At 69.2% G+C, this 12,917-nt stretch carries 9 protein-coding genes, 1 tRNA gene and 1 pseudogene; all 11 read right to left on the bottom strand.

Going from position 1 to position 12,917, the window contains the following annotated elements; translation table 11 throughout:
* Positions 1-101: 101 nt before the first annotated feature.
* The gene (locus A6302_RS00265) at positions 102-788 is read right to left on the bottom strand and encodes an acyl-homoserine-lactone synthase (protein ID WP_069305350.1); all 687 of its coding nucleotides are present in this window, start codon (positions 786-788) and stop codon (positions 102-104) included.
* 148 nt (positions 789-936) lie between these two features.
* Complete coding sequence (locus A6302_RS00270; protein WP_069305351.1) at positions 937-1,659, bottom strand: autoinducer binding domain-containing protein; 723 nt, start codon at positions 1,657-1,659, stop codon at positions 937-939.
* 256 nt (positions 1,660-1,915) lie between these two features.
* Complete coding sequence (gene mdoH / locus A6302_RS00275) at positions 1,916-4,078, bottom strand: glucans biosynthesis glucosyltransferase MdoH (protein WP_245293834.1); 2,163 nt, start codon at positions 4,076-4,078, stop codon at positions 1,916-1,918.
* Positions 4,066-5,622 (bottom strand): OpgD/OpgG family glucan biosynthesis protein, encoded by a 1,557-nt coding sequence (locus A6302_RS00280; protein WP_069305415.1) that lies wholly within the window; start codon positions 5,620-5,622, stop codon positions 4,066-4,068. The genes mdoH and A6302_RS00280 overlap by 13 nt, the downstream gene beginning before the upstream one ends.
* Before the next feature lie 336 nt (positions 5,623-5,958).
* Complete coding sequence (pncA, locus tag A6302_RS00285; protein ID WP_069305352.1) at positions 5,959-6,585, bottom strand: bifunctional nicotinamidase/pyrazinamidase; 627 nt, start codon at positions 6,583-6,585, stop codon at positions 5,959-5,961.
* A gap of 447 nt (positions 6,586-7,032) precedes the next feature.
* Positions 7,033-7,971 carry an ABC transporter substrate-binding protein gene (locus A6302_RS00290; RefSeq protein ID WP_069305353.1) on the bottom strand — a complete coding sequence of 313 codons (939 nt, stop codon included), beginning with the start codon at positions 7,969-7,971 and terminating at the stop codon, positions 7,033-7,035.
* A 123-nt stretch (positions 7,972-8,094) separates the two neighbouring features.
* Entirely contained in the window at positions 8,095-9,111 is a 1,017-nt protein-coding gene (locus A6302_RS00295) for an ABC transporter permease subunit (protein WP_083255367.1), read from the bottom strand.
* A 27-nt stretch (positions 9,112-9,138) separates the two neighbouring features.
* Positions 9,139-10,715: pseudogene (locus tag A6302_RS00300) on the bottom strand (sugar ABC transporter ATP-binding protein).
* A complete protein-coding gene (locus tag A6302_RS00305) occupies positions 10,699-11,967 on the bottom strand; it encodes an ROK family transcriptional regulator (protein ID WP_069305354.1) in 1,269 nt (422 codons plus the stop codon). Before A6302_RS00305 ends, A6302_RS00300 begins: the two are co-directional and overlap by 17 nt.
* 325 nt (positions 11,968-12,292) lie before the next feature.
* The gene (locus tag A6302_RS00310; protein WP_069305355.1) at positions 12,293-12,520 is read right to left on the bottom strand and encodes a hypothetical protein; all 228 of its coding nucleotides are present in this window, start codon (positions 12,518-12,520) and stop codon (positions 12,293-12,295) included.
* Positions 12,521-12,671: 151 nt separating this feature from the next.
* Positions 12,672-12,761: transfer RNA gene (locus A6302_RS00315), tRNA-Ser, on the bottom strand.
* Positions 12,762-12,917 lie beyond the last annotated feature (156 nt).

Below are 12,917 nucleotides of genomic sequence, written 5' to 3' on the forward strand. Positions count from 1 at the left end.
TGGATCATTGGTAGCGCGTTTTCGCGGGTGCGAAAAGCGCCAGCCGCGATGCGGCAGGCCGCCGGCCGGCACCGGCCGGCCGGCAAACAGGGCAGTTTTCGTCAGACGCGCAGGTCGCCGGAACGCCCGTCCGGGAGGACGACCGGGAGGTCGGCCGGACTTTCCGCCGGGCGCCGCCCTTCGTGAGCCGGCATCGCCCTCACCCCCCGGGCGCAGACCGCGCGGGTGCGGCGGATTGCCCGCTCGCCGATCTCGAACAGCAGCGCGATCACGGTCTCGCCGCCGATCTCAAGCGGCAGGCCGAGCGGTTCGACGCCGAAGCCGAGCTGCAGCGTGCGGGTGATCCACAGCGGATCGCCCTGGCAGGTGGCGTGGGTGATGCCGCGGGCGTGGCACCATTCGAGGATGCCGAGGATCAGCGCGTTGCTGGCCTGCACGGCGGCCGCGCCGCGCACCGCGTCGGGGTTGACGAGATGGCGGGTCCATTCGGCGATCTGCGGCCCGCGCGGGATCTCCGCCCGCGCGCAGAGCTGCGGATAGACGTCGGCCAGAAGATGCGGGCCGGTGGTGGGCAAGAGGCGCGCATAGGCGAGGATGCAGCCGTGCCGGTCGGTCGACACGAAGTGGACGGCGCTGGCGGTGTCGAACTGGTCGATCTCGCGGCCATCCGGCCGGGCAAGGTCGGACCAGCCGCGGGTCTCGACGAAGACGCGGTGACGCAGGCGGAAACAGGCGTCGAGCGTGTCTTGATGGAGATGGGCGTTGTCGGCGGAAAGGACGTGGATCATCGGAGGCCTCCTGGAGTGAAGGGGCCGATGATAGGAAGAGGTCGGAGCGCCGTGAGGATGTTAAATCAGGGCGTGCCGCGGATATTTTATACACGCAAAGGCTTTGCCCGCAATTCACAGGCCGATGTGCCCCGCGTCCGTGACCGTCTCAGTGGATCAGCCCGTGGCGGAACGCCTCGGCGACGGCCTGTACCCGGTTGACCGCGCGCAGCTTGCGGGTCGCCGAGGTGAGATAGCCGTCGGCGGTGTGATTGGAGATCGACAGGATCTGCGCGATCTCCCAGGAGGTCTTGCCGTCGGCGGCCCAGCGCAGGCATTCGATCTCGCGCGGCGAGAGCTTGGGCGGCCGTCGCATCGGCACGCCGCGGGCGAGGCATTCGCGGGCCTGGTTGTGGGCGTAGATGCCGACGAGATGGAGCAGGCCCTTGTGCTGCTCGCGCAGGTCGACCGGACCGCCGGCAAAGGAGATCACCGCCTGGAAACCGCTGGTGGAATAGATCGGCACCGAGAAGCCGGCGCGCAGGCCGAAGTCGGCCGCCTCGTGCATCACCGTCGACGCCTCGCCGGACAGCGGCTGGCCGGTCACCGCCTCGTCCCACATGAAGGGCTTGCTGGTGGCCCGGATCCGCGCCACCACCGGGTCATGCTGCACGAAGTCGCGGGCGAGATAGTGCTCGGTCCAGCGCGGATCCCAGCCCCGCAGCATCAGGTAGCCGTCGATGCGATCGCCGGGGTCGGGCAGGCCGGTCATCATGAAGCCGTCGAAGCCGACCGAGCGTGCGACCTCCTGCAACTCCGCCATGATCTCGTCGGCGGTGCCGAGGGACTTGATCCGTTCGATGGCATCGAGGGCGCGCTGGTAGTCGGTCATGGGCGGGTTCCACCGGCTCGCGCCGCCGCCGGACACCTGACGCCGCGGGGCGAGGGGTCTGGCCGTGCCGAGTCGTCCGATCGAAAGTCGATCGGATCAGGATACAATCCGAAACACGAGGATTTCCAGCACTTGAATGAAACGAGGGTCAAAAAAATCGACAAAAGCCGGAAATCGGCCGTTGTGGCGTCCTGTCAGGTCGGGACGGATCAGCCGCGGTGGGCGCCGGAGCGTGGCAGCGCGGCGAGCGCGCGCATCAGCGCAGGGGTCGCCAGTACAATCGCCCGTTCGCGGCGATCGAGGAAGCCGACGCTTCGCCCTGGGTCTGGGCCTCGGCGATCTTGGCCGTGGCCACCGCCTCGACCGGATCGACGGCGCCGCGGCGGCGGTCGAGCACACGGTCCGTGACCGCCACATGGGCGCTGACCCGGTCCGGATCGGCGACGACCTCGGCAAGGCCGGGCGCTGCCGCGACAGCGGCCGCATAGGCGGGGCGTGCCTCCAGCATCAGGTCGCGCTCGGTGATGGTCAGCCGCTCCTCGGGAATCCGCAGCAGGCCGATCCGCTTGAACACCCGGCCGACGGCATAGGAGCCGGTGACGGCGGACAGGGGAATGGCAAGGACGAGGCCGGTGACGGCGGGGGCGAGCCAGGCGAGCAGGATCGGCGAATCGGCGAGTGCCGCGGCGCCGAGGGCGATGCCGGACACCATGTGCCACTTGTGGCGGCGGACGAGATCGCGGAAGGGCACGCCGCCGTCGTCGCGGCGCTGCGGGTTCCAGCCGGCGTCGCGGCGCAGCAGGATCTGCACGATCGCGCCGGTGTGGATCAGCATCATGATCGGCGCCACCAGCGCCGACAGGATCACCTCGAACAGGAAGCTGGCGATCACGCCGATGAAGCCGCCGGCGGGGCGACGCTCGCGGCCGCTGGCGAGGAAGGCGATCAACCCGAGGATCTTCGGCGTGAACAGCACGCCCATGGTCAGCACGAACAGGCCCAGCGCGCGCTCCGGGTCGATGCGCGGCCAGGAGGGGAACAGCTGGAATTCGTCCACGAAATATTCCGGACGGATGAAGTGGGCCTGAAGGGCCAGCGTCAGGCCGGCGAGCAGCAGCAGCAGCCACAGCGGCGAGGTGCAGTAGGACAGGATGCCGGTGAGAAGGTGGCTGCGGCTGACCCAGTGCAGGCCGCGCGCGAACAGCACCTTGGAATGCTGCAGGTTGCCCTGGCACCAGCGCCGGTCGCGGATGGCAAGGTCGATCAGCGACGGCGGGCTCTCCTCGTAGGAACCCGGCAGGTCGTCGGCGATGATCACGTTCCACCCGCCGCGGCGGATCAGGGCGGCTTCCACGAAGTCGTGGCTCATGATGTGGCCGCCGAAGGGCGGGCGGCCGGGCAGTTCGGGCAGGCCGGCGCAGGCCATGAAGGCTTCGCTGCGGATGATCGCGTTGTGGCCCCAGAAGTTGCCTTCCTTCTGCACCCACCACGACAGGCCGGTGCCGACCACGGGCCCGTAGACCCGGCCGGCGAACTGCTGGAGCCGGGCGATCAGCGTGGTGCCGCCGATCAGCATCGGGATGGTCTGGATCAGGCCCGCGTCCGGATCGGCCTCCATGCGGCGGGCCAGCTCGACGATCGTGCCGCCTTCCATCAGGCTGTCGGCGTCGAGGACGAGCAGATGGTCGTAGGCGGCGCCCCAGCGGCGGCAGAAGTCGGCGACGTTGCCGGCCTTGCGCCCGGTGTTGTGGCGGCGGCGGCGGTAGAACAGCCGGAGCCGGCCGCCGAGCCGCGCGCGGGCGAGCGCCAGCGCGGTCTCCTCTTCCAGCGCGATCTCCGGATCGGTGGTATCGGCGATCACGAACCAGTCGAAGGCGTCGCCGTGGCCGAGCGCCTCGACCGACCGGATCATCGCCTCCAGCCCGCCGAACACCCGGTCAGGCTGTTCGTTGTAGGTCGGCATCAGCACGGCGGTGCGCCGGGTGAGTGGGCCGGTCGCCGCGGGCTTGCGGGTGAAGCGCCGGCGCAGGATCGCGCAGAAGCCGGCAATCGAACTGGTCATCGCCACGGCGATCCAGACGAAGGTCAGTGCGAACAGGCCGAGCACGACCTGTTCCACCGGCGTCAGGTCGCCGATGGCGAGAACGAGATACATCTCGTAGATCGCAAAGGCCGTGAGCGCGAGCGCCGAGCCGAGCACGGCGATGCGCCGGAAGGCGGAGGATCGGGCCGCGGGTGACACCAGCTTGCGGCGGGTGGACGGGTCGAAGCGGTCGAGCCGCTGCGGCGGCATCGCGCCGGCAACCTCCGGCGGCATGCCCGGCGGGAACGCCTTCGCGTCGTCGATACGGGCGGCGGCATCCGGCTGCGGGCCCGCCTCCGTCTGGAGGTGCGCGCCGCGGGCCGTCACGACGTCCATCGGAACACCCAGGTTTCAGCCGGCGGCCCCTGCTCGAAGGTGAGCAGCGCGCGCAGTTCGATCAGGGCCTCGCCGGCGGGGTCGAGCTGGAACGACAGGCGGATGCCGCCGGTGATCGCGTTCTCCCGCACCACCACGTTGCGCACCGCGCCCTTGTAGGAGTTCACCGTCGCCTTCGCCTCGCCGAGCGCGGCCCGGTCGACGCCGGGGGCGAAGGCATAGTCGATGACAAACAGGCGGATGTCGGTGTCGCCGAAGCCGAGCGCCCGGCCGGACATGGTCGAGGCCACCGTCGCCGATCCGAGCGCCGCGGCCGGGTCGCCGCCCCAGGCCATCCGGTAGGAGAAGCTGTATTCGGAGCCGGCCGGAATCTTCTCGCGCGGGGCCCAGTAGGCGACGATGTTGTCGTGGACTTCCGAATCGGTCGGGATCTCGATCAGCGTGACAGCGCCGGTGCCCCAGTCGCCGAGCGGCTCGACCCACAGGCTCGGCCGCCGCTCGTAGGCGGCTTCGAGATCCTCGTAGGACTTGAAGTCGCGATCGCGCTGGATCAGGCCGAATCCGCGGGGGGCGGTGTCGACGAAGGCGCTGATCTGCAGTTCCTGCGGATTGGCCAGCGGCCGCCACAGCCGTTCGCCGCGACCCGTCACCATCAGCAGCCCGTCGGAATCGTGCACCTTGGGCCTGAAATCGTCGATGTCGCGCCGGTCGTTGCTGGAGAAGAAGAACATGCTGGTCCCGGGCGCCAGGCCGACCTTGACGAGGTCGACGCGCGGGAACAGCTGGGCTTCGACATCGATCTGCGTCGGCATGCCCGGCCGCAGGGTGAAGCGGTAGGCGCCGGTGGTCGACGGGCTGTCGAGCAGGGCATGGACGACGATGGTGTCGGCGGCCTCGGACGGGGTCTCCACCCAGAAGGCGCGGAAGGCCGGGAATTCCTCGCCCTCGGGATCGGCGGTCTTGATCGCGAGGCCGCGCGCCGAGAGGCCGTAGACCTCGCCCTTGCCGAGCGAGCGGAAGTAGCTGGCGCCCTGGAAGACCGCGATCTCGTCGTAATAGTCGGGACTGTTGATCGGCCCGTGGATGCGGATGCCGGAAAAGCCGATGTCTTCCTTGGGGATCGGACCCGGAATCAGCGGCCCGGCCGTGAACAGCTCCGGATCGTAGGCCAGGTGGGTCGCCTGTCCGTCGGCGACGAGGGCCACCTCGACCGGCTGGTTGTAGTAGAGGCCGCGATGGAACAGCTGCAGCTGGAACGGCAGCTTGCGGTCGTACCAGACCGAGCGTTCGGGCCGGAAGCGGATGTCACGATACTGGTCGTAGGAAAGGTTCTGCAGCACCTCCGGCAGGCTGTCGTCGGGCGCCACATAGGCGCTGGCGGCGAGCTTGCGCGCGATCTCCGCGACGGTGGAGCGGCGGAAGGGCCCGTTGACGGCAAATTGCGCCTGGGTGGCCGCCTGCTGCTGGGCGAAGGCCAGCGATGGCAGGCCGGCACCGGCGGCCACCGTGACGGTGCCGATCGCTGCAAGGCTTTTCGACAGCATCTGCCGGCGGGTGAGCGCGGTGTCGTCGGTGGTCGTGGGCTCGTTCGTCAGATCCAAGGTCAAGGCTCCGCAAGGGATGTCGCTCGGGATTCGCGCACGGCTCCGTCGGGCCATGCGTCCGGCATCGGGAAACCGCCGCGACACGCCGAATGATGCGTGCTGCGGCGGCTTTCCGATGCCGGATTACGTCTCACCCTCTCCGATGTCGCCAAGAGATAGCGGCTGATCGGGGTCTTTCATAGTGGGTGGATGCGGGGGCCGGAAAAGATGCTCCGGCCTGAACGCATGACGGACGAAATCGTTCCGGCGGCACGATGCCGCCGCTTCGGCGAAGGGTCATGGCAGCTCCTCCATGACGGTGACGCCGGCACCTTTCAGCGCGGCGACCGCGGCCTCCAGCGAGCCGGACAGATCGATGGCGCGACAGGCCGGCATCAGGATCGACGCGGAAAACCCGCAGCGGACTGCGTCCATTGCCGACCAGGCGACGCAGAAGTCGGTGGCAAGGCCGGCGAAGGCCAGCTCCGTCAGTCCCCGCTCGCGCAGATAGCCGGCAAGCCCGGTCGGCGTCGACCGGTCGTTCTCGAAGAAGGCCGAATAGGAATCGATCGTCGGCCGGAATCCCTTGCGGATGACGAGATCCACCGGCGTCAGGTCGAGCCCGGGATGGAAGTCGGCGCCCGGGGTCCCGGCGATGCAGTGGTCCGGCCACAGCGTCTGGCTGCCGTAGCCGAGTTCGATCACGGAGAAGGGCGCAGCATCCGCGTGCGAGGAGGCAAAGGACAGGTGGCCGGCCGGATGCCAGTCCTGGGTGGCGACCACATGGGCAAAGCGCGCCGACAGCCCGTTGATCAGGCCGACCACCTCGTCGCCGCGGTCGACGGCCAGCGCCCCGCCGGGGCAGAAGTCGATCTGCACGTCGACGATGATGAGGGTCCCGCGCTCGGTCAGGTCAGTCCGCATGTCGGCTCCCGGATCGGATCGGCGCAGTGCGCCGCGGCGGACCGTCGGTCAAACGCGCCGCACCGTCTCCTGCATCTGACACCAACATATTGTTTTCCATGCGTTCAACCAGTCGCAAAATCACGCTGCAGTGCAAATTCGCTGCGGGGTGGCGCGCGTCGCCAAGGGGCGTGTCCGCGGCAGAGGCTGTGCCGTGCCGCGCGGAACGATCCGCGCGCGGTGCATGGAGCAGGAGCTTGGCCGGCAAACCCGGCCGTTGTGGGGCGGGGCGTGCGCCGCCGGGGTACGGGCCGGTCGCGCCGGTCTCTCCACGCGCGACATTCAGTTTCGCCCGCCTGGGCGCAAGCGGTGCGGACGCGCCTGGCGGCACGGCTGCGGCGCAAGAAAAGGCCCCGGATGCGGGACGCGCATCCGGGGCCGCGGGGTTGCGGTCGATCGGGTTCCGGTTCAGCGCGCGGCTGCCCAGCCCTTGTATTCGTTGACGTTGTCGCGGGTGACGAGGGTCGAGGGCATCAGCGTCACAGGCTCGGCCGGCTTCTCGCCGTTGATCAGCTTGGCGCCGATCTCGGTGGCGAGCTGGGCCATGGCATAGGGATCCTGGCTGGCCGAGGCGTGGATCATCGGCGAGTTCGGGTCCTTGAGGGCGGCCTCGATGTCGGGGGCGCCGTCGACCGTGGTGATGATGATGTTGTTGCGGCCGGCCTGCTTGGCGGCGAGGTCGGTGCCGATCGCCTGCGGGTCGTTGATCGTGAACACCGCATCGATCTGCTCGAAGCGGGTCAGGTGGCCCTGCATCACGTTCATGCCGCCGTCGCGCGAGCCCTTGCCGTCTTGGTCGGCGGAGAGGATCTCGATGCCGGCGTTGGCCTCGAGCACCTTCTTGCAGCCGTCGACGCGGTCGATCACGGCCGAGACCTGCGGGCCGTTCTGGATCACGACCTTGCCCTTGCCGCCGAGCTTGTCGACGATGTACTGGCAGGCGATCTCGCCGGCCTGCACGTTGTTGGTCGTCACGGTGGCGTCGGCGCCGTCGGCGGCGGTGTCGACCGCGACCACCGGGATGCCGGCCGCCTGGGCACGGGCGATCGCCGGGCCGACGGCCTTCGGATCGGCCGGGTTCAGGAGGATCAGGTCGACGCCGGCGGCGATGAAGTTGTCGATCTGGGTGAACTGCTTGTTGAGGTCGTAGTCGTAGCCGAGCGCGGTGACCTCGACGTTCGGATTGATCTCCTTGGCCTTGTCGGTGGCGCCCTGGGCCAGCGCGACGAAGAAGGGGTTGCCCATCGAGCCGAGCGAGATGCCGATGCGGGTGAGATCCTTGGCGCCGGCGGCGCCCGTCAGGGCGAGGGTGGCGGCGGTGGCGAGCAGCAGGGTCCTGGCGTTCATGCGTCTTTCCTCCTGGTGGGTTCCGCCGGTTGTGACGAGTTCTTTCCGGCGGTCTTGGTTCCTCGTGCCGGCGCGTCCGGGTCTGTCGGGATGCGCCGGTCGGGAATTCGGGGTGGGGCGGGGTCAGGTCCTGGCCGAGCCCTTGGAGCGGTAGCGGTCGAGGGCGACGGCGCCGATGATGACGAGGCCCTTGATGATGTACTGCCAGATGTCCGAGACACCGACGAGCACGAGGCCGTTGGTCAGCACCGCGATGATCAGCGCGCCGACGAGCGTGCCCCAGATCGATCCGATGCCGCCGACGAAGGACGTGCCGCCGAGGATCACCGCGGCGATGGCGTCGAGTTCGTAGGACTGGCCGAGCTGGGTGCCGTTGGCGGCAAACAGGCGCGCCGAGCTCATCACGCCGCCGAGGCCGGCCATCAGGCCGGAGAAGCCGTAGGCGAACAGCAGCACGGCCCAGACCTTGATGCCCGACAGGCGCGCCGCGCTCTCGTTGCCGCCGACCGCGTAGATGTGGACGCCGAGCACGGTGCGCCGCAGGATCAGCCAGGTGACGACGATGGTCGCAAAGGCGATGATCACCAGCCACGGGATGCCGAACAGGGTGCCGTTGCCGATGAAGGCGAAGGGCAGGGACGAGTTGAAGACCGTGGTGTCGCCGCCGAGCAGCCGGGCGACGCCGCGCACGGCGGTGAGCGAGCCGAGCGTCACGATGAACGGCGGCAGGCGGATGAAGGCGATCAGCACGCCGTTGGCGAGGCCGAACAGCAGGCCGATGCCGAGCGCAAGCGGAATGCCGAGCATGCCGGCATCGGGAATGAGCGAGCCCATCACCGCCACCATGGCGGCGGCCGCCAGGATCGAGCCGACCGACAGGTCGATGCCGCCGGTCAGGATCACCACGGTCATGCCGGCGGCGAGCACGGTGTTGATCGAGGCCTGCTGCGCGACGATCGACAGGTTCTGCGTCGACATGAAGCGGCCGGACATCAGCTGGAAGCCGATGGCGAGCAGGATCAGCACGGGCAGCATGCCGACGGTGCGGATCAGGCCCTGGACCCGCATCTTGCGGTTGGCGGCGGCCCGCTCGGCGTTCTTGTCCGGCAAGGCCCCGGCGGCGGTGGTCTCTTCAGCCATCGGTCTTGTCCTTTCGAGGCGGTTCGGTCAGTGGACGGACACGGCGGCAGGCGCGGTTCCGGCGCCGGTCGCGAGCGCGATGATGCTCTCCTGGGTGGCGGGGGTGCCGCTGGCACCGCCGACCTCGCCGGCGAGCGCGCCTTCGCGCATCACCAGCACGCGGTCGGCGACGCCGACCACTTCGGGCAGTTCGGAGGAGATCACGATCACCCCGACGCCGGATTTCGCCAGTTCGTCGATGATCCGGTAGATCTCGGACTTGGCGCCGATGTCGACGCCGCGGGTCGGTTCGTCGAGGATCAGCACCTTCGGCTTCGTCTCCAGCAGGCGCGACAGCAGCACCTTCTGCTGGTTGCCGCCCGACAGCGCGCCGACGTTGACCGCGGGGCTGGCGACGCGGATCGACAGCGCCTTGATGGCGTCGGCCGCCCGCGACCGGGCCCTTCCGCGGTCGAGGAAGCCGAAGCGGCGGGCGTCGCGGCCGATCACGCCGAGGTTGACGTTGTCGGCGACCGACATGTCGAGGAACAGGCCCTGGCCCTTGCGGTCCTCGGTGAGATAGACGAGGCCGGCCTCGATCGCGTCGAGCGGCTGCTTCGGGTCGATCCGCCGGCCGTCGAGGGTGATCGTGCCCGAGGCGCGGCGGTCGGCGCCGTAGATCAGGCGGGCGAGCTCGGTGCGGCCCGAGCCGACGAGGCCGGCGATGCCGAGCACCTCGCCCTCGTGAAGCTGGAACGAGCAGGGCCGGACGCGGCCGCCGTCGGAGACATTCTCGACCTCGAGGATCACCGGCCCGCGGCTGCCGTGGGCGTCGTGGTCCTTCTTGTAGAAGCCGGACAGATCGCGGCCGACCATCATGCGCACCAGGCGTCGGCGGAGAGCTGCTCGCGGTCGAGGGTGCCGACATAGCTGCCGTCGCGCAGCACCGAGCAGCGGTCCGAAAGTTCGTAGACCTCGGCCATGCGGTGCGAGATGTAGATGACGGCGAGGCCGTCGGCGCGCAGCTGGCGGATCAGCGCGAACAGCTTGTCGGTCTCGCGCGAGGACAGGGTGGTGGTCGGCTCGTCCATCACCAGGATGCGGGCGTTGGCGTGGATCGCCCGGGCGATCTCGACCAGCTGGCGCTCGGCGATCGACAGGCTCTCGACGATGGTGCCCGGGCCGAAGCTGGCGCCGAGCCGCTCCAGCACGTCGCCGCAGCCGGCCTTCATGGTTGCCCGGTCGACCTGGCCGGCCTTCTTCGGCTCGCGGCCGAGATAGATGTTCTCGGCCACCGTCAGGTTCGGCGAGAGCGACAGCTCCTGGTAGATCACCGCGACGCCGAGGCGCTTGGCCGCCATCGGGCCGTCGATCACGACCGGGGTGCCGTCGATGCGGATCTCGCCGCCCGGATCGGCGATGTAGGCGCCGGAGAGGATCTTCATCAGCGTCGACTTGCCGGCGCCGTTCTCGCCCATCAGGGCATGGACCTCGCCGGGGTAGACGGTGAGGCTGACGTCCGACAGCGCGCGCACGCCGGGGAAGGTCTTGGAGATGGCCTCCATTTCGAGGACGGGCTTGTGAACCGGCTGGAGGACCGGTCGCTGCTCACTCGGCTGCTGCATGGTCTCGTGCCTCCCGGATGGCCGCGCCCGCGCTGGTGAGAATCGAGGACCGCGGCGAGAAGTTGAAGAAGAGCGGCAGGGTCGCCGCGCCGAGGGCGCCGGCATCGGCGCCGAAGCTGCCCGAGCGCAGCACCGGCGGCCGCATGCTCTCGGGGGTCGCCTCCGCAAGCCGCGCGTCGAGGCGCACGATCAGGCGGCGGACGAGGCCGTGGTCGACGCCGGCGTCGATCACCACCGTCTGGATGTCGAGCAGGGCGACCGAGGACAGCACCGCGGCGGCGAGCGCGTCGGCGCAGTCGTCGAGCCATTCGTCGATGGCGCCCGCCGCGCGGTCCTCGCGCAGCACGCCCGACAGCGCCGACACGCTGGTGACGTCATGGCCATGCCAGCGCAGATGGCGCTTCAGGGCGGTGAGCGAGGCGCGGGTGAGCAGCACGTCGAAGGGCTTGTCGGGGCGGGGCGCGGAGGCAAGGCCGGAGGCGGCCACCGGCATCATCGCGAAGTCGCCGGCATTGCCGTTGACCCCGTGCACGCAATCGCCGGACTTGACGATGCCGCCGCCGACGGCGCCGCCGACGAAGAGATAGATGAAGTCGTCGATCTCGCGGCCGCAGCCGTAGAAGAGTTCGGCGATCGCGGCGGCGTTGCCGTCGTTCTCGGCAAACACCGGCAGGCCGCAGGCCCGCGACAGGGCGGCGGCAAAATCGACGTCCTGCCAGAGGCGGAAGGAGCTCGGCGGCAGTTCCAGTTCGCGCAGCCAGCTTGCGAGATGAAACGGCTGGGCGAGGCCGACGCCGGTGAGGCGGGTCTGTTCGGCGGGACTGAGTTCGGCGCGCAGCGAGGCGATGTCGGCGGCCAGGATTTCCAGCATCTCGTCGGGCGGCGGCAGCAGGCTGTCGTGGCTGCGCCGTGACTGGACACGGCCGGCGAGATCGACCCGGACCACCTCGGTGGCGACGCGGTCGAGGCGGACGCCGATGGCAAAGGCCCCGGCCGGATCGAGTTCGTAGATGCTGGCGGGCTGGCCGCGCTGGCCTTCGCGCTTCTTGCCGAGTTCGCGAACGAGGCCGAGGGTCTCCAGTTCGCGGATGATCTCGCCGATGGCGTTGCTGGTCAGGCCGGCGGCCTGGGCAAGGTCGGACTTCGAGGCCTCGCCGAGACGGCGCAGCGCCCGCAGCACGATCCGTTCGTTGAACTGTCGGACCTGGGCCGAATTGGTGCCCTGCCCGGTGCGGGTTGCGCGAGGCGTCACGGCTTGTTTCCCCACCCTGTGCGTGGCCGATGCCGACGGCGCATCCGTTGACCGGACATCCTCCGTTCGCCGGCAATGCTGCACGCATCGCAGGCAGGCGTGACCACAATCTCGCCATCTGTATGAGCGAGTTATTATTAATTCACGGTGAAATAATAAAACGGCCCGACCGGTGCGTCAAGCGTCGCGCCCGGAAAATCCCGCCGAAATCGTCGCTGCGTTGCGGCGAAAGGCCGGGTGTGCCGAGGCAAGTGCTTGACGCGGCGACGTGTTCACACTCCTGCAGGAGCGTGTTGATTCCGTGACGACGGACAGGGCCGCGGCGTCAGCCGGCTTCGGCGGGCCAGAAGCCGGTGCGGGCGTCGCGGTCGATCGCGCGGGCTTCGACCTCGCGGGAGCGACAGCGGGTGCAGGTCATGCCTGCGGCGAGGTCGGCGATGACGGCGGCCTCGGGGAAGGGGCCGCGCAGGTAGCGCTGGCGGCCGCAACTGGTGCAGTAGATCGCAAGCCGCATGCGGCGGGCATTGAGCTCGGAAATGGTCAGCGGGGTCAATTCGGGTCAACCAGGGCGCCGGACAGCGGTGCTTCGGGTCGGCGCGGGCATCGCGTCTGGCGGATGCGTCTGGCCGTCGAAGCCGCCTCCGCTCGTTCGGAGCGGCGCTTGCAATACGAGGTGTGGGCGAGGTGTGTCGCGAAAAACCAAGTGGCGGAGAGGGAGGGATTTGAACCCCCGATGCCCTTGCGAGCATGCCGCATTTCGAGTGCGGTGCATTCAACCACTCTGCCACCTCTCCGCAAAAAGGGGTGCTTCGGTAACGGTCGAAAGCGGCGCGGAACATACAAACGGAATTCCCGGGGCGCAAGGGCGGAGGGCGATTTTTCATGCATGGCATGCATCCCGATTCCGGCGATCTCTTCGTTGACGCGCGCGGGCCCCGCATGTAAAAGGC

The sequence above is a fragment of the Methylobrevis pamukkalensis genome, from assembly GCF_001720135.1.
In the GTDB taxonomy this organism is placed as follows: Bacteria; Pseudomonadota; Alphaproteobacteria; order Rhizobiales; family Pleomorphomonadaceae; genus Methylobrevis; species Methylobrevis pamukkalensis.

Bases quoted from the DNA above. Each gene is read 5' to 3' on its own strand.
- pncA (WP_069305352.1), bottom strand. From the start codon at position 6,585: ATGCGGACTGACCTGACCGAGCGCGGGACCCTCATCATCGTCGACGTG.
- A6302_RS00295 (WP_083255367.1), bottom strand. From the start codon at position 9,111: ATGGCTGAAGAGACCACCGCCGCCGGGGCCTTGCCGGACAAGAACGCC.
- A6302_RS00280 (WP_069305415.1), bottom strand. From the start codon at position 5,622: ATGCTGTCGAAAAGCCTTGCAGCGATCGGCACCGTCACGGTGGCCGCC.
- A6302_RS00265 (WP_069305350.1), bottom strand. From the start codon at position 788: ATGATCCACGTCCTTTCCGCCGACAACGCCCATCTCCATCAAGACACG.
- A6302_RS00290 (WP_069305353.1), bottom strand. From the start codon at position 7,971: ATGAACGCCAGGACCCTGCTGCTCGCCACCGCCGCCACCCTCGCCCTG.
- A6302_RS00270 (WP_069305351.1), bottom strand. From the start codon at position 1,659: ATGACCGACTACCAGCGCGCCCTCGATGCCATCGAACGGATCAAGTCC.
- mdoH (WP_245293834.1), bottom strand. From the start codon at position 4,078: ATGGACGTCGTGACGGCCCGCGGCGCGCACCTCCAGACGGAGGCGGGC.